The organism is Desulfovibrio sp. 3_1_syn3 (assembly GCF_000145315.2).
Lineage (GTDB): Bacteria > Desulfobacterota > Desulfovibrionia > Desulfovibrionales > Desulfovibrionaceae > Desulfovibrio > Desulfovibrio fairfieldensis.
This window is the reverse complement of the sequence record NZ_ADDR02000001.1, coordinates 1,268,328-1,284,080: the sequence shown is the minus strand read 5'-3', so window position 1 is coordinate 1,284,080 and position 15,753 is coordinate 1,268,328. Positions and strand designations below refer to the sequence as shown.

14 protein-coding genes are annotated in these 15,753 nt (G+C 61.0%); 12 read left to right on the top strand and 2 right to left on the bottom strand.

Annotation, left to right across the window (positions count from 1 at the left end):
- Positions 1 to 54: 54 nt before the first annotated feature.
- The 3 genes from HMPREF0326_RS05385 (at position 55) to sat (ending at position 2,834) form a co-directional block, all read left to right on the top strand.
- The gene (locus HMPREF0326_RS05385) at positions 55 to 393 is read left to right on the top strand and encodes a hypothetical protein (protein WP_008683484.1); all 339 of its coding nucleotides are present in this window, start codon (positions 55 to 57) and stop codon (positions 391 to 393) included.
- Positions 394 to 696: 303 nt separating this feature from the next.
- Positions 697 to 1,263 (top strand): single-stranded DNA-binding protein, encoded by a 567-nt coding sequence (locus HMPREF0326_RS05380; protein WP_009302989.1) that lies wholly within the window; start codon positions 697 to 699, stop codon positions 1,261 to 1,263.
- A 299-nt stretch (positions 1,264 to 1,562) separates the two neighbouring features.
- A complete protein-coding gene (gene sat, locus HMPREF0326_RS05375) occupies positions 1,563 to 2,834 on the top strand; it encodes a sulfate adenylyltransferase (protein ID WP_008683482.1) in 1,272 nt (423 codons plus the stop codon).
- Between the two features lie 306 nt (positions 2,835 to 3,140).
- On the opposite strand, the gene HMPREF0326_RS05365 is transcribed toward sat, so the two are convergent.
- Both HMPREF0326_RS05365 and HMPREF0326_RS05360 read right to left on the bottom strand, forming a co-directional pair.
- Positions 3,141 to 3,392: a hypothetical protein gene (locus HMPREF0326_RS05365; RefSeq protein ID WP_008683480.1), complete on the bottom strand. Its 252-nt coding sequence runs from the start codon at positions 3,390 to 3,392 to the stop codon at positions 3,141 to 3,143.
- A 785-nt stretch (positions 3,393 to 4,177) separates the two neighbouring features.
- Positions 4,178 to 4,927, bottom strand: coding sequence for a sulfite exporter TauE/SafE family protein (locus HMPREF0326_RS05360; protein ID WP_020990283.1), 750 nt, complete (start codon positions 4,925 to 4,927; stop codon positions 4,178 to 4,180).
- Between the two features lie 280 nt (positions 4,928 to 5,207).
- On the opposite strand from HMPREF0326_RS05360, the gene HMPREF0326_RS05355 reads away from it, so the two are divergent.
- The 9 genes from HMPREF0326_RS05355 to rlmN all read left to right on the top strand — a co-directional run bounded on the left by HMPREF0326_RS05355 (position 5,208) and on the right by rlmN (position 15,663).
- Positions 5,208 to 6,371, top strand: a complete 1,164-nt coding sequence (locus HMPREF0326_RS05355) for a hypothetical protein (protein WP_232224908.1) — start codon at positions 5,208 to 5,210, stop codon at positions 6,369 to 6,371.
- Between the two features lie 452 nt (positions 6,372 to 6,823).
- On the top strand, positions 6,824 to 7,348 hold the full coding sequence (locus tag HMPREF0326_RS05350) for an RsbRD N-terminal domain-containing protein (RefSeq protein ID WP_008683467.1): 525 nt from the start codon (positions 6,824 to 6,826) through the stop codon (positions 7,346 to 7,348).
- Positions 7,349 to 7,637: 289 nt separating this feature from the next.
- Complete coding sequence (gene dsrM / locus HMPREF0326_RS05345) at positions 7,638 to 8,657, top strand: sulfate reduction electron transfer complex DsrMKJOP subunit DsrM (RefSeq protein ID WP_008683465.1); 1,020 nt, start codon at positions 7,638 to 7,640, stop codon at positions 8,655 to 8,657.
- Between the two features lie 12 nt (positions 8,658 to 8,669).
- Positions 8,670 to 10,331 (top strand): sulfate reduction electron transfer complex DsrMKJOP subunit DsrK, encoded by a 1,662-nt coding sequence (gene dsrK, locus HMPREF0326_RS05340; RefSeq protein WP_008683463.1) that lies wholly within the window; start codon positions 8,670 to 8,672, stop codon positions 10,329 to 10,331.
- Entirely contained in the window at positions 10,332 to 10,715 is a 384-nt protein-coding gene (gene dsrJ / locus HMPREF0326_RS05335) for a sulfate reduction electron transfer complex DsrMKJOP subunit DsrJ (RefSeq protein WP_008683462.1), read from the top strand.
- The gene (dsrO, locus tag HMPREF0326_RS05330) at positions 10,715 to 11,506 is read left to right on the top strand and encodes a sulfate reduction electron transfer complex DsrMKJOP subunit DsrO (protein ID WP_008683461.1); all 792 of its coding nucleotides are present in this window, start codon (positions 10,715 to 10,717) and stop codon (positions 11,504 to 11,506) included. Before dsrJ ends, dsrO begins: the two co-directional genes overlap by 1 nt.
- A 12-nt stretch (positions 11,507 to 11,518) precedes the next feature.
- Positions 11,519 to 12,685, top strand: a complete 1,167-nt coding sequence (dsrP, locus tag HMPREF0326_RS05325; RefSeq protein WP_008683460.1) for a sulfate reduction electron transfer complex DsrMKJOP subunit DsrP — start codon at positions 11,519 to 11,521, stop codon at positions 12,683 to 12,685.
- A 486-nt stretch (positions 12,686 to 13,171) separates the two neighbouring features.
- Positions 13,172 to 14,503, top strand: coding sequence for an HD domain-containing protein (locus tag HMPREF0326_RS05320; protein WP_008683459.1), 1,332 nt, complete (start codon positions 13,172 to 13,174; stop codon positions 14,501 to 14,503).
- Positions 14,504 to 14,601: 98 nt separating this feature from the next.
- Positions 14,602 to 15,663, top strand: coding sequence for a 23S rRNA (adenine(2503)-C(2))-methyltransferase RlmN (gene rlmN / locus HMPREF0326_RS05315; protein ID WP_008683457.1), 1,062 nt, complete (start codon positions 14,602 to 14,604; stop codon positions 15,661 to 15,663).
- Positions 15,664 to 15,753: the final 90 nt, after the last annotated feature.

The window sequence follows — 15,753 nt, the reverse complement described above, 5'->3', positions numbered from 1 at the left end:
GCCGACGCGGCCCATGATACGCCGCCCCAACACTAACACATACGGTACACTACTATGGGAAAAGCACTGCAAATACGGGTCAGCGCCGTGACCTGGAATGAAGATCTTCTGGAACAACTCTGGCCCCAACTGACTGAACTGGCCTTCAGCGTGCCCATCAAGCACGAAAAGCGCGGCGTGCTGGAAATGGTACGCGCCCTGGACGAGGGCCTGACCTTCATGAAATGGTCCAAGGCCCGCCAGGACGCCTTGGGACCGGGCATCCGCGAAGCCGCGCGCCTGAAGCAGGAGCTGGAGGCGGCGCTTGCCGACTGGCAGCCGCGCGAAGCCAACGTTCTGAGCGATCAACTGGAAGACGTGCTGGACAATCTGGAACGGGCCTTCGTGGCCTGAGCCCGGCACATCCGCTAACAGCATATTGCGCTTGAAGTTTCCGCGGGCGGGCTTTGCCCGACCGCGGAAATCTCGTGGGTCCAGAGCAGAGTAACTTTGAAATTTTACAAATTTCAAAGTTGGGATTCCGGTGAAAAACGTGGTTTTCGCCGGAATCCACGCCGCGCCCTGTGCGGCGTTAGAGCAATTTCAAAGTAAAACTGCTCTGGTTTCACTTCCGTCTTACGAGGCCGAACATTTTGATAATAACAGAGCAATTTCATTGTGAAAATGCTCTATCCGCTTTCATCCGGAGCAACAGCCATGTTGAATAAAGTCATGATCATCGGCCGCCTGGGCCGCGACCCCGAACTGCGCTACACCCAAAGCGGCTCGCCGGTAGCCAGTCTGAACGTGGCCACCGACGAATCCTATACCGACCGCGACGGCAACAAGGTGGAACGCACCGAATGGCACCGTGTGTCCGTGTTTCAGCGCCAGGCTGAAAACTGCGCCAATTACCTTGCCAAGGGCAGCCTTATCTATGTGGAAGGCAGTCTGCAGACCCGCAAATGGCAGGATCAGCAGGGCCAGGACCGTTACACCACGGAAATCAAGGCCCAGCGCGTGCAGTTTCTGGACCGCAAGGGCGACGCCCCGCGCGGCGGCCAGGGCGGCCCCGGCGGCTATGAGGATGACTACGCCGCCGGTGGCGGGTCCGCACCCCGGCAGGCTCCGCGCGGCCAGGGCGGGGGCCAGCGGGCCCAGGGCGGACAGGGGGGCGGCGGTCAGGCGCAGCAGCGTCAGGCTCCGCGCCAGCAGCCCCAAGACGAGGATCTGGGCCCGGCCTTCCCCTCGGAAGCCTCCAACATGGATGAAGTGCCCTTCTAGGCAACACTGATCGTCAGTGTTTTCCCGAGCAGCTCAAGGTTAGAAAGACCCTGCTCTTGCACCGGCAATCCGTGCTGACGCGGATTGCCGGTGTATCTTTGTCCCCGGCGCGGGCCTTACGGCCGCCGGGGACTTTTTTCCCCACAAGCGCCCGGAGAAGCCACAAAAAATTCTGAAAGGTAGTTGACTTTTTGTTAGATTATTCACAAGATGGATGCCGGAACAGCCCCTTGCCGTCCGACGCGCGTTCTTGTCCGGCGCGGCAAGGCGTCCATAACCAAAACATGGAGGATTTCGCGATGTCCAAACTGGTACCCCCGCATGGCGGCAAAGGCCTGGTGTGTTGCCTGTTGGAAGGCAAGGCTTTGGAAGATGAAAAGAAAAAGGCCGCCGGCCTGAAGCAGATCGAGATTTCTTCCCGCGCCAAGGGCGACCTGATCATGATGGGCATTGGCGGTTTTTCGCCCCTGACCGGCTTCATGAACAAAGCCGACTGGAAGAGCGTGTGCGAAAAAATGCTGCTCTCCGACGGCACCTTCTGGCCCGTGCCGGTGACGCTCGACATCTCCGCCGAAGACGCGAAAGGCCTCAAAGTCGGCCAGGAAGTGGCTCTCGTCCGCAAGGGCGAAATCATGGCGACCATGAAGGTGGAAGAAATCTACGAGATGACCGAAGCCGACAAAAAGTGGGAATGCGAGCTGGTCTTCAAGGGCGAAGGCCCGGACTCCGAAAAGTTCTGGGAAGTGGCCCCCAATGACCACCCCGGCGTCAAAATGGTGCTGGCCCAGAAGGAATATAACATCGCCGGCCCGGTGAAAGTCCTCTCGCAGGGCGAATTCCCCGAAAAGTTCCCCGGCGTGTACATGACCCCCGCCCAACTGCGCGAAAAGATGGACGAACGCGGCTGGCAGAAAGTTGCCGCCCTGCAGCTGCGCAACCCCATGCACCGTTCGCACGAATACCTCGCCAAGATCGGCGTGGAAATCTGCGACGGCGTGGTCATCCACTCCTTGGTGGGCTCCCTGAAGCCCGGCGACATTCCGGCCGAAGTGCGCGTGAAGTGCATTGACACCCTGGTGGACAAATACTTTGTCAAAGACTTCGTGATCCAGGCCGGTTATCCTCTGGACATGCGTTATGCCGGACCGCGTGAAGCCCTGCTGCACGCCACCTTCCGCCAGAACTACGGCATCAACAACCTGCTGGTCGGCCGCGACCACGCCGGTGTGGGCGACTTCTACGGCATGTTCGAGGCCCAAGAAATCTTCCGCAAGATGCCCGCGCCCGCCGATGAAGGCAAACGCCTGCTCTGCGAGCCCCTGAACATCGACTGGACCTTCTACTGCAAGAAGTGCGACGGCATGGCCTCCATGCGCACCTGCCCGCACAGCAAGGAAGACCGCGTGATTCTGTCGGGCACCAAACTGCGCAAGATGCTCTCCGAAGGCGCGGAAGTGCCGGATCACTTCGGCCGTGAGGAAGTGCTCGTGATTCTGCGCGAGTACTATTCCGGTCTCACCGAAAAGGTGGAAATCAAGATGCAGCGCGCCGCCGCCGGTTCCACCATGTAGCAGCGGGCCTCATCGCAAGTATACAAAAGGACGCCCTTCGGGGCGTCCTTTTTTTAGAGCATTTCAATCTTGAAATGCTCTACCGAGACTGCGAGAGCGCCTCGCGCTACGAAGCCGTAAGCGCAACTTATTTGCGCTGTTGCCTCTCCCGTGAGCGAGTCCTCGAGCTTTACGGGCGCGAACAGCATAGCGAAGCGGCGGAGTAAGCGTATCTTTAACGTTGGAATGCGTAGCATTTAACGTTAATCCGCTCCAGGCTCTGAAGCGACCGTTAAGGCGATACGCAACCACGGCCGGAAACGCGCTCTATTTCTTGCACTTCACAATGATATTGCGCATGGGCGTATTGCCCACTCCCACGGTATTGGTGCTGACGATCTCGTACGGGCCGTCGCACTTGTCCGCCGCCTGGTTGTAGCAGTCGGCCCAGTCGTTGTCCGTGCCGTTGCAGTTGATGGAATAGCCTTCGCTGCCGTCAGGCAGTTTGGCATTGCGCGCGCCGCCGCAGGCGCAGAGCAGAAAAGCGAAGGCCCCCAACAGAATAACGTTCTTCCACATGGCACTCTCTCCGGACAAAAGTTCAGGCGGCCGATCCCGCTTGATCTAAAGCAGATTAACTTTGAAATGTTACAAATTTCAAAGTTCGCATTCTGGCGAAAAACACGGTTATCGTTGCTGTCGATCCCCATATGGCTCCGTTGTCGCCAACATGGACAGCCCTTCGGGCTGACTTCGGTCGCTTCGCCGGAATCCACGCCGCGTTGCTCTCGATGCCTGTACGCCCTTTGGGCTATAGGCACGGCCCTACGGGCCGCCCGTCGGGTCGGTCTTCGCGGCACGCCGCATTGTGTGCGGCGTTAGGGCAATTTCACTTTGAGTTTGCCCTAGAGGCTGTCGTCACGAGATGGATTTTCGTGTTATATCAAGGAGAACGAGCCTTTTAGCACTGCTGTCTTTATCCGTAATGCGCGTTCCTCGCATAACGGCTAAAGCATGCAGGGAGTATACTCTTGCCTCAGCCGTTAAGACGAAGGAGCTTTAGCCGTAGGCGAACTTGTGAGCTGTATGGAAAAAACAGCAACTCTGGCTACGGATGAAGGCTGCAATGAGTTACACAAAAATTCTCTCATCGAAATCACAGCCGCTATCCGTATCGTTGCTGTCCTTATCTGTACGCCGCTTTGCGGCTGCAGCTAAAGCAACACAGCAGTGCTGTGAACGGCTGGCGCGACCGGAATAAAAGGCGATGCTCGACACGGAGATAACCGAAGAGACGCTCATGACGACAGACTCCAGACAGTGTGCCCCGCATGGCAGCAAAGGACAAGCGCTTTCCGAAGCGCTCAGCCCGTGATGCTGATCAGGGACGGCAGTAGGCCCGCCAGGCTTATGAGCAGGAGCAGGGCCAGCACCACGCGCCGGAAACGGACCTCGTCCACGCGCCGGAACCAGCGCGAGCCCAGCCAGATGCCCAGGCCCACGCAGGGCAGCATCACGGCGGCCAGCAGGAAAACCTGGCCGGTCATCAGGCCGTAGCCCCAATACACCACGGCGGCCAGCACGTCGGTAAACAGGAAAAAAGCGATGAGCGAAGCGCGGCTCACCGCCACGCTGGAAGGGCCGGACAGAAAAAAGAGAATGACCGGCGGCCCGCCGTTGGCCGACGCGCCGTTGATCAGCCCGGTGAGCGCGCCCACCCCGCAGGCTCCCCAGCGGCCCGGCCGCTGCCGCAGCTTGAAGCCGAAAAAAAGCATGCCCGTCAGGACCAACACGACCGTATTGATGACCGCGGTCATCGGCGCGGCGGGCGCCAAGGCCAAACAGTACGCGCCCGGCGGCGTGCCCAAGGCCACGCCCAGCGCCAGATGGCGCAGGGCTTTCCAATCCGCTTCCTTGTAGACAAAGGGCAAATGCCCAACACTGGCCGCGATCTCCCAGAGCACGATCACCGGCGCGATGTGCGCCGGGGGCAGCAGCAGGGTCAGCAGCACAATGCAGATCATGGAAAAGCCGAAACCTGTGGCGCCCCGGATCAGGCCGGCGCAGAACACGGCCAGGGCGGCGCAGCTCAATTCCAGGGGAGTAAGGGGCATGGCGGGCCTCCGCGAAAGGAGAAAAGCCGTTTCCCGCGCACAAGGCGCGGCACGCTCTTTCTCAATAAGCCGCGGGACCGGACCAAGGCAAGTCCCCGGAAGAGCCGTCCTTCGACCTTTGCCATCCGATGCCGCCGGTGCCGCCCGGTGACATCTGCTCCGCTGAATGCGAAGCAAGCGCATCCGCGGGTTGAGAGTTTGCACAGGGCGCACTCCCTAATGCGCCTGCTCCGCCGCCGAAAGCCCTCGCGCTTTACGAAAAGTAAAAAACAGCCTATAGATGTTGTACTTTTGTGGCCCCGATTCTCTCAGCGGCACGCCCCAGATCACTCCGGCGGAGCAATCCCGACAACATCGGCGCGACACGTCCGCGCCGCACAGCCATACCCACAGGTGTTTCATGAAGCAATCCCGCGAGATACTCACCGGCTCATTGTGCGTCACGCTGCTGGCAGCGGCCTTCTGCGTCTGGAGCGCCTTCGGCAATGACGTCAATTTCTGCGTGACAGCCGGTTGTTCCCTGTATCAGGACTTCACCGTGGGCGGCGTTTCGCTCTGGTGGCTGGGCACGGGGACCTTCGCCCTGCTGGCCTTGCTGGCCCTGCTGGGGGCCGCCGCTGCGGGACGTCTTCTGGCCGGGCTGGCCCTTTTGGGCGATATCTGCCTGCTGTTGCTCATGGCCCTGACCGCGCCCTGCGTGAGCTGCCTGGTGGTGGCCGTGTTCTTCGTCCTGAGCTATCTGGGCTTCCGACAGGCCGAGCCAGCGCAGGCGCGCGGGCGTGACAGCCATGGCCGCCGCTCCGTGCTGCTCTGGATCTGGGTGTTGCTGTTTACCGTCAACGTGGGGGCCGTGGCCCGCTCGCAGACCGAGGTCTGGCCCATCATGGGGGTCGGTGACGAAGCCACGGTACGCATGTTCTTCTCGCCCTCCTGCCCGAGCTGCCGCGAGGGCATCAACATCCTTTCCGGCCATGTGGACGTGGCTTTCTATCCCCTGGCTGAAAACGACAATGATGTGTACAAGGTGGCCCAGATGCGCCGCCTGCTGGACGCGGGCATGAATCTGGCCGAGGCCCTGGCCCAGTCCCAGAACGTGGCCGTGCCGCGCGGGCTCGCGTCCTTGAGCCCCGATCTGCTCTGGCTGCGTTTCAAAATGCTGCGCAACAAGGCCCATGTCTTTTCCGCCGGGGCGCAGACCGTGCCCTTCTTTGAATATCACGGCCTGCCCGCCATGCTGGTCAAGCAGCAAGAGCGCGGACAGCGCCAATCCCCCGGTTCCGTTTCCGACCAGACGGAAGGCCGACCTGGCGTTCCGGCGGCGCAGTCTCCCGTCCTGCCCCCGTCCGACCAAGCCTACCCGACAGGTCAGGCCGGTCAGGACGCCGGTCTGCCTCTGGACCCGCAGGTGGCGGGGCAGTGCGGAGGCCCGACCCCCTGCCCCTAGAGCATTTTGCGCTTGAAATTATCGCTTAACGGCGAAGTAAATTTGCCTTGCGATACTTTCGCGGTGCGGATTTTCATGAAAACTCCGCACAGGGCGTTGAGATATTTTCAATATCAAAACTTTCTAAGGCCTGATTGCACTTGAGCCTTCATGCCTTCGCACGGGGCATGCTTCATACTCTTTTTTTAGCCGTCCGTTTTCTTTCTTCTTAGGCTTGTGTCCATCTTGTATAAAAATTCACAATCCTAAATCTTCCGGCATGCCTCTTGACGGGCAAAGTTTTTCACGGCATGCAACGCGTCCGCTCCCGGCTTGTTTTGCCAAAAGCGACGTATGCTTGCCCGAGGCTCCGGGGCCGGGAACAGTGCGTGAAATGACCGAAAGGGCTTGACGCGCTTTGCCCTTCCCCCTTATATGAGGAATCTATATACTTGGCCGTTTGGCTGGAATTCATGAACGCACAAGAAATTTTTCGCAGCCGGAAAAACGATGTGGTCCGCCTCTGGACAGAGGCGGTGTACTCCACCTATCCCTTTGAGACCACCGGATTCCTGCGCACCAAGCAGGACGCTTTCGGCAATCCCGTGGCAAATATGACCAAGGAGGCGGCGGGAACGCTGTACGACGCCGTGGCTGGAGAAGAGGTGGAGGTGGCCACGGTCAAAAACGCGCTGGAACGCTTCGTGAAGCTGCGCGCCGTGCAGACCTTCACGCCGAGCCAAGGCCTGGGGGTTTTTTACCTGATGAAGCCCCTTCTGCGGGAGCGCATTTTGCCCGAGCTGGCCGAACAGGGGGAGCTTGACGCCTATCTCACGGCTGAATCCCGCCTGGACAGCCTGGCGTTGCTGGCCTTCGACATCTATACCGCGGCCCGCGAAACGCTGGCGGAGTCGCGCATCAAGGAAATCCGCAACCAGTACGCCCAACTGGCGCGCTGGGCGCAGACATTGGAGGAAGGCCCGTCCGGCGCGCGTTGACGCGGCGGCGGGAGGCGGCCTGATGCCGAAGCGCGGCGGCGGACAGTGTCCACGGCCGGCTTTTTACTGTGGAACGGCGGCCGGCGACGGCCCGCCGGGCACCCTGAAAAGCCACGCGCGCGGCACGGGAAAACCCGATCCGGGGCGGCGCACGCCGCCGGACAAGCCCCGGCAAAAACACGCGGACGGCAAGGCCCACAGGCGTGTGGGACGCAACGATCTTCCTGAAATCCCCGGCCGGAATCCGCCGGGCGGTTTCAGGATAACTTGTAGTCAAGCGAGGTAGGGAATGTTCTCATCATTACTGCTGGTGCTGCTCATAGGGGCCATCGCCTGGGCGGGAGCGAGCGCGGGACTCGCCCCTCTGTTCGGCGTGGCGCTGCCTTATGTGGCGGTAGTCGTCTTCATCGCCGGGATGGTCTGGCGCATGGTGTACTGGGCCAAATCGCCCGTGCCCTTCTGCATCCCCACCACCGGCGGGCAGGAGCAATCGCTTGATTTCATCAAGCAGAACAAGATCGACTGCCCCAGCACCACTTGGGGCGTTGTAAAGCGGATGTTCCTGGAAGTCTTTTTCTTCCGTTCCCTGTTCCGCAACTCCCTGGCGGATGTGCGCGAAAATGACCCGATCAGCAACGGGCCGCGCAGCGTCTACTATTCCTCCAAGTGGTTGTGGTGTTTCGCCCTGCTCTTCCACTACTGTTTCCTGTTGATCTTTATCCGGCACTTCCGCTTCTTCATCGAGCCTGTGCCGTCCTGTATCACCTTCCTGGAATCCATCGACGGGATCATGCAGGTCGGTTCGCCGCGTTTCTACTGGACCGGCGGCTTGGTGCTGGTGGCCCTGCTTTTCCTGCTGTGCCGCCGCATTTTCAACCACCGCCTGCGCTATCTCTCCCTGCTCAACGACTACTTCCCGCTCTGGCTGCTCATCGGCATCGTGGGCACGGGCCTCTGCCTGCGGTATTTTGATAAAACCGAAATCGCCGAGGTCAAGATCTTCGTCATGGGCCTCACGCACTTCGCGCCCGTGGCGGCCACAGGCATCAACGCCCTGTTCTTCGTGCACCTGACCCTGGTCAGCGTGCTGCTGATCTACTTCCCCTTCTCCAAACTCGTGCACATGCCCGGCGTGTTCTTCAGCCCCACGCGCAACCAGGCCAACAATTCCCGCCGGGTGCGCCACATCAACCCCTGGAATCCGCCCAAGCAGTACTTCACCTACCCCGAGTACGAGGATACCTACCGCGAAGCCATGGCCGAAGCCGGCCTGCCGCTGGATAAGCAACCCGAAAAGGCCGCCGAGTAAGGAGTCGTCATCATGGCAAAGTTACCTACGCCGCAAATGCTCGTCGCCAGCCGCCCGGCCTTTCCGGACAAAAGCTGGCTCGACACCAAGCCTGAATTCATGCCGGGCAGCTTCTGCTATCCGGCCAAAAAAGAGACCATGGAACTCCTGCACATGCCCAATCCTCACGAGTGGGACCCCGCCGCCGAGGACTGGAACCTGCCGGAGAATTGGGAAAAAATTCTCTGTGACGCCTTTGCCGACCGGCTGGAGAAGCACCGCTCGCTGAAGCTGTTCATGGACATCTGCGTGCGCTGCGGCGCCTGCGCGGACAAGTGCCACTTCTTCCTGGGCACCAACGACCCCAAAAACATGCCCGTGCTGCGCGCCGAGCTGTTGCGTTCCCTCTACCGGCGCGACTACACCATGCTCGGCAAGATTCTGGGCAAGAAGGTGGGCGCGCGCGGCTGGGACATGAGCGTGGTCAAGGAACTCTTCTACTACGCCTACCAGTGTACGGAATGCCGCCGCTGCTCGCTGTACTGCCCCTACGGCATCGACACGGCGGAAATCACCATGATCGTGCGCGAACTGCTGCATGAGGTGGGCCTGGGCATCCACTGGATCATGGACCCGGTCAAAAACTGCAGCTTCACCGGCAACCACCTGGGCATCCAGCCCCATTCCTTTGTGGAAATCGTGGAAATGCTGGCCGACGACTGCGAAACCGTCACCGGCATCCGCCCCAAGACGCCCTTTAACAAAAAGAACGCCGAAATCCTCTTCATCACCCCCTCGGGCGACGTGTTCGCGGATCCCGGCATCTATACCTTCATGGGCTATCTCCTGCTCTTCCACGAGCTGGACCTGGACTACACCCTGTCCACCTACGCCTCGGAGGGCGGCAACTTCGGTTCCTTCACCTCCTTCAACATGGCCAAGAAGCTCAACGCCAAGATGTACGCCGAGGCCGAGCGCCTGAACGTCAAATGGCTTCTGGGCGGCGAGTGCGGCCATATGTGGCGCGTGATCAACCAGTACATGGACACCTACAACGGCCCGGCCCCGGCCAACATGGAAATTCCGGTGTCGCCCATTACCGGCACGGAGTTCAGCAACGCCACCTCCACCAAGATGGTGCACATCGCGGAATTCACGGCCGACCTGATCTACCACAACAAGCTCAAGCTCGACCCGAGCCGCAACGACCATCTGGTGACCACCTTCCACGATTCCTGCAACCCGGCGCGCGGCATGGGCCTGCTGGACGAACCGCGCTACGTGCTCAAGCACGTCTGCAACAACTTCGTGGAAATGCCCGAAAACACCATTCGCGAGCAGACCTTCTGCTGCGGCGCGGGTTCGGGTCTGAACACCGAGGAAATCATGGAGCTGCGCATGCGTTCCGGCATGCCGCGCGGCAACGCCCTGCGTTATGTGCAGCAGAAAGACGGCGTCAACCACATGGCCTGCGTCTGCGCCATCGACCGCGCCACGCTGCCGCCGCTGGCCGACTACTGGGCGCCCGGCGTGAGCGTGAGCGGCCTGCACGAGCTGGTGGGCAACGCCCTGGTCATGAAGGGCGAGATCAAGCGCACCATGGACCTACGCCAGGAAGAGCTGCCCAACGTGGCGGAGGACGAGCCGGAGGAAAGCCCGGCGGATGCGCCTGAGGCGCAGGGGGAGGGCCGATAGATGTATAACGCCAAAGCTGTGATCACGGGCATCGTCATTTTTGTGGTGCTGTTCAGCTCTCCCTTCTGGGTGAGCTATCTGGGACAGGACTACAAGAAAACCGACGTGGTGCTGCCCAAGGATGAAAAGAACTGCATCGAGGACGTGGAATTCATGCGCGCCCAGCATATGCGCCTGCTCAACGAGTGGCGTGACGAGGCCCTGCGCAAGGAAAACCGCATCTATGTGTCCGCCAAAGACGGCAAGAAGTGGGTCATCAGCCTGCAGAACACCTGTCTGAAATGCCACAACAACTACAAGGAATTCTGCGAAAAGTGCCACGTGGCCAACAGCGTCTATCCCTATTGCTGGACTTGCCACATTATTCCCACGGAGGGCAAGTAATGAACACGAGCAGAAGAAGCTTTCTGAAAGTGGCGGGGCTTTCGGCCTTTGCCCTGAGCAGCGGGATGGCAAGCCTTGCCGGTACGGCGGGCGCGGCGCGGGCCCAGATCGCGCCCGGCCGTTATGAGAAAGGGGAGCATGCGCTGACCGCCAAGCGTTGGGCCATGGTCATCGACACCCGCCTCTTCCGCGGCCCCGAAGACTACGAGCCGCTGATCGAAGCCTGCCACAAGGTCCACAATGTGCCGCACATTCCCGGCAACCAGGACATCAAATGGTTCTGGCTGGACAAGTACGACCACGTCTTCCCGGACGACATGAACGCCCACATCAACGACAAGACGCGCCAGGCCAGCTATCCGCTGCTGTGCAACCACTGCACCAATCCGCCCTGCGTGCGCGTCTGCCCCACCCAGGCCACTTACAGAATGGAAGACGGCATCGTGGCCATGGACTACCACCGCTGCATCGGCTGCCGTTTCTGCATGGCCGGGTGTCCGTACGGGGCGCGTTCCTTCAACTTTGTGGACCCGCGCAAGTATCTTTCGGATCCCGTGCCTAACCCGACCTTCCCCACCCGCATGATCGGCGTGGTGGAAAAGTGCACCTTCTGCGCCGAGCGCCTGGCCGCGGGCCAGATACCCGCCTGCGTGGAAGCCGCGGGCGGCAAGATTCTCTTCGGCGATCTGGAAGATCCCAATTCAACGGTGCGTCAGGCCCTGGCCGCCAACTACAGTATTCGCCGCAAGCCCAATCTGGGCACGCAGCCCGGCGTCTACTACCTTATTTAGGGAGAACAGGCCATGCTTGAAAAATTGTTTTCCGGTCCCAAGAGCTATTATGTGTGGCTGCTCTTTCTGCTCTGCGTCATCGCGGGCTGCGGCCTTGTCTATCTGGACCAGCTCCAGAGCGGTCTCGGCATCACGGGCATGAACCGTGAGGTCTCCTGGGGGCTGTATATTTCGCAGTTCACCTATTTCGTCGGCGTGGCGGCCTCGGCCGTGATGCTGGTCTTGCCCGCCTATTTCCACCACTACAAGAAATTCAAGCGCATGATCATCTTCGGCGAGTTCATGGCCGTGGCGGCCGTGGTCATGTGCGCCCTGTTCATCGTGGTGGACCTCGGGCAGCCCCAGCGCATGCTCAACGTCATGCTCCACCCCACGCCCAATTCGGTCATGTTCTATGACATGATCGTGCTGATCGGCTATCTCTGCCTGAACATCGTCATCGGCTGGGTCACCCTGGAAGCCGAACGCCTGGACGTGGAACCGCCCAAATGGGTCAAACCCCTGATCTACCTTTCCATTCTCTGGGCTTTCTCCATCCATACAGTCACGGCCTTCCTGTACGCGGGCATTCCGGGCCGCCATTACTGGCTCACCGCCATCATGGCCGCGCGCTTCCTGTCCTCGGCCTTTTGCTCCGGCCCGGCCATCCTGCTGCTCCTGCTCTTCCTGGTGCGCAGGCTGACCGGCTTCGATCCCGGCAAGGACGCCGTCAAGACCCTGTCCACCATCATCGTCTACGCCATGTGCGTGAACGTCTTCTTCTATCTGCTGGAGCTCTTCACCGCCTTCTACAGCCAGATTCCGGGCCACATGGAGCCCATGCTCTTCCTCTTCTCCGGGCATGGCGGCCATCTGGCCTGGGTGAGCTACTGGATGTGGGCGGCCGTGATCATGGCCTTCGCCTCTCTGGCTATCCTGATTCCGCCGCAGTGGCGGACCGGCCCCCTGCTGCCCGTGGCGCTGATCATGCTGGTGGCCGCCAGCTGGATCGACAAGGGCCTGGGCCTGCTCATCGGCGGTTTCACGCCCAACATGTTTGAAGCCTTCACGCCTTACATGCCCACGGCCAAGGAGATTGCCGTGGCCCTCGGCGTATACGCCGTGGGCGCGCTGGTGCTCTCCCTGCTCTGGAAGATCGCCTTGGGCGTCAAGCGGGAAGCCCATCATTTCAGTGACTAACCTTCCTGTTTCACACTGAAGCGACGCCCCGCGCCATAACGGCGCGGGGCGTTTTTATTTCCGCCCTCGCTTTTCCGGCGCGCGGCGCGGCATTCCCGGCCCAACAGAGCGGGATGCTTGACTTTCAGACCGCCTCCTGTGCATAATTGAACTAGTGCGATATCATGCCCCACCTGTCGGGTCGGCGTGAAGATCGCACAGCAGGACCCATGGTTTTTGCTGTGCTTACGTCGTCTATGGCGGCGCGCAACCCTTTACGGACTTGCGGCATGTGTCGCTTGACGCGACACCAGCGCATTTTACCCTTGAGCCACGCGTATAACGACACAACGGAAGCCGCTCCCGCCGCGACCCGCCCGGATTTTCAGAAAGAATCCCTACCGGGACGGCTTCCCGTCCGTTGCACCGCCATTGCTCTTCCGCGCGTTTTGCGGCCTGCCCGGCCGCGAGGACGACGCTGTGCCCATCTTTCGCAAGGAGCCCACGATGCATCAAGCGCTCAAAGAAGCCATCACCATCTGCAAAACCCTGCTGCGCAACGGCTATGACGCGCATGTCATCAACGCGCCCCTGCAGGAGCAACTGTTGCGCGCCGTCCGGCAGCCCGCCGTGGACATCGCCTGCGAGCCGGATATGGACACCTTGGTCAAGCTCTTCCCCAAGGCCCGCATGGAGTCGGAAAAGCGTGCGCTGGCCGAACTGGAGGAAAACGGGGTGCTTTTCCGTTTCTATCCGTTGGAAGTGGCGGACGCCGGGCATCCTGAGCTTTCGCTGCTGCGCATCACGCCCAGCATGGCCGCCATGATGGACCCCAAGGAACGCGAGCAACTGCGCATGACCGGTTTCGGCAGCCCGGCCCCCACCGGTGACGCCTATGAGGGCTTTGCTGATTTCAAGGGCGGCACCATCCGGCTCACCGGCCTGCCGGACGAAACCCTGCGCCACAACTACCTGCTGGCCGTGCGGGCCCTGCGCTTCGCGGCCAACTTCGACATCCCCATTGATCCCAACACCTGGATGGCGATTGTACGCTCCTCGGTGCGCGTACTGGACTACGTGCCCGCCACGGACATTATGGACGAATGGCGCAAGGTGGCCGCCGAATCCATGTACCGCTTCGTGCGCCTGCTTTACGACGCCCACATCCTCCAAGGCCTGATCCCGGAAGTGGCGGCGCTCTCCTGCGTCTGCCAGGAGCGCGACAGGGACGGCGTGGAGGTGAATGTCTTCGACCACACCCTGGAGTGCATGAAACACTACCCGGAAGAAGGTTTCCACTACGACTGGCTGGGCACCATGGCCATGCTCTTTCACGATGTGGGCAAGCTCTTCACCGGCGAATATTTCGACGGCCAGTGGACCTTCTACCAGCACCACCGGGTGGGGGCCAAGGTCACGCGCAAGATCCTGCGCCGCCTGCACTTCGCCCAGGAGGACATCGACCTGCTCTGTCACCTGGTGAACCACCACATGCGCTTCCACTTCATGATGACCGACAGGGGCATCCGCCGCTTCAAGGCCCTGGACGAGTATCCGCGCCTTATCGCCATGGCACGTGCCGACCTTCAGGCCCGCGAAGGCAGCTATACGTCCTTCAACCACAATATGAAGTACCTGGACCGGGCCGAAACCCCGGAACAGATGCTGGAACCCCTGCTCAACGGCAATGAAATCATGAGCGAAACCCGTCTGGCCCCCGGCCCCATGGTGGGCGTGCTCCGCGACGCGCTGCTGCAGGCCCAGATCACGGGCGAAGTGACGGATCTGGAATCCGCCGTGGCCTTTGTGCGGGAGTATGCGCGGAAGTCCGTGGGGTAACGGCCTTTCCCTTGCCGGATAGCGCGATTCACTCATTTCAAGAGTGAATCGCGCTATCCGGCAGCCCATACCCCTATGCCGCCGGGCAGGACAAGCCAATGATAAATCTCCTCAATTATACTCTCCCCGAACTCACGGACTGGATGCAGACCGAGCTGGGCGAGCCCAAATTCCGGGCCGTGCAGGTCTGGCAGTGGATCTGGCAAAAGATGGCCCGCGATTTCGATGCCATGAGCAACGTCTCCAAAGCCTGCCGGGCCCGCTTGGCGGAAACGGCGCGCATCGACTGGCCTGAAGTGGCCCGCGTGCAGGAAAGCAGCGACGGCACCACCAAGTTTCTGCTCCGTCTCGAAGACGGCGCGCTGGTGGAGACGGTGCTGATTCCCTCGGATTCCCGCGAAGGCGTGCGGCGCTGGACCCAGTGCCTGTCCTCGCAGGTGGGCTGCGCCATGGGCTGTACTTTCTGTGCCACGGGCGACATGGGCTTTGAACGGAATATGACCATGGGAGAAATTCTGGGGCAGATTCTGGTGGCCCGCGAGCATCTGGGCGACAACCGGCCCGACTGGCCCGTGCTGCGCAATCTGGTGTTCATGGGCATGGGCGAGCCGCTGCTCAACCTGCGCGAAGTCATGCGCGCCCTGCAAAGCCTGAACAACGACAAGGGGCTCAATTTCTCGCCGCGCCGGATCACGGTTTCCACCTGCGGCATTGAGAAGGGCTTGGCCGAGCTGGGCGCCAGCGGCCTAGCCTATCTGGCCGTCTCCCTGCATGCGCCCACTCAGGAGCTGCGCGCCCGGATCATGCCCAAGGCCGCGCGCTGGCCTTTGGACCAGCTGCTGGCCGCGCTCAAGTCCTATCCGTTGAAGACTCGGGAACGGATCACCTTTGAGTATCTGCTGCTGGGCGGGATCAACGACGGACCGGGGCAGGCCGGGGAACTGGCCCGGCTGGTGGCCGACATCAAGGGCAAGCTCAATCTCATCGTCTACAATCCCGCCGAAGGCGCGCCCTACGCGGCTCCGGACGAGGCGCGCGTGCTGGCCTTTGAGCAATGCCTCTGGAAGCGCCACATCACGGCCATTGTCCGCAAGAGCAAGGGGCAGGACATCAAGGCCGCCTGCGGGCAGCTCAAGGCGGCGTCCACCAACGAGGCCTGACCGTCCCGCAACGAAAAGACGATAACAACTACCCGCAATGCGGTTCCTTCGCCTTTCGGCATCACGCGGACGGTCACGGGGCGGGAGACG

Bases quoted from the DNA above. Each gene is read 5' to 3' on its own strand.
- rlmN (WP_008683457.1), top strand. From the start codon at position 14,602: ATGATAAATCTCCTCAATTATACTCTCCCCGAACTCACGGACTGGATG.
- HMPREF0326_RS05320 (WP_008683459.1), top strand. From the start codon at position 13,172: ATGCATCAAGCGCTCAAAGAAGCCATCACCATCTGCAAAACCCTGCTG.
- HMPREF0326_RS05355 (WP_232224908.1), top strand. From the start codon at position 5,208: ATGTTGTACTTTTGTGGCCCCGATTCTCTCAGCGGCACGCCCCAGATC.
- dsrO (WP_008683461.1), top strand. From the start codon at position 10,715: ATGAACACGAGCAGAAGAAGCTTTCTGAAAGTGGCGGGGCTTTCGGCC.
- HMPREF0326_RS05380 (WP_009302989.1), top strand. From the start codon at position 697: ATGTTGAATAAAGTCATGATCATCGGCCGCCTGGGCCGCGACCCCGAA.
- HMPREF0326_RS05360 (WP_020990283.1), bottom strand. From the start codon at position 4,927: ATGCCCCTTACTCCCCTGGAATTGAGCTGCGCCGCCCTGGCCGTGTTC.
- HMPREF0326_RS05365 (WP_008683480.1), bottom strand. From the start codon at position 3,392: ATGTGGAAGAACGTTATTCTGTTGGGGGCCTTCGCTTTTCTGCTCTGC.
- dsrP (WP_008683460.1), top strand. From the start codon at position 11,519: ATGCTTGAAAAATTGTTTTCCGGTCCCAAGAGCTATTATGTGTGGCTG.
- HMPREF0326_RS05350 (WP_008683467.1), top strand. From the start codon at position 6,824: ATGAACGCACAAGAAATTTTTCGCAGCCGGAAAAACGATGTGGTCCGC.
- dsrK (WP_008683463.1), top strand. From the start codon at position 8,670: ATGGCAAAGTTACCTACGCCGCAAATGCTCGTCGCCAGCCGCCCGGCC.
- HMPREF0326_RS05385 (WP_008683484.1), top strand. From the start codon at position 55: ATGGGAAAAGCACTGCAAATACGGGTCAGCGCCGTGACCTGGAATGAA.
- dsrJ (WP_008683462.1), top strand. From the start codon at position 10,332: ATGTATAACGCCAAAGCTGTGATCACGGGCATCGTCATTTTTGTGGTG.
- dsrM (WP_008683465.1), top strand. From the start codon at position 7,638: ATGTTCTCATCATTACTGCTGGTGCTGCTCATAGGGGCCATCGCCTGG.
- sat (WP_008683482.1), top strand. From the start codon at position 1,563: ATGTCCAAACTGGTACCCCCGCATGGCGGCAAAGGCCTGGTGTGTTGC.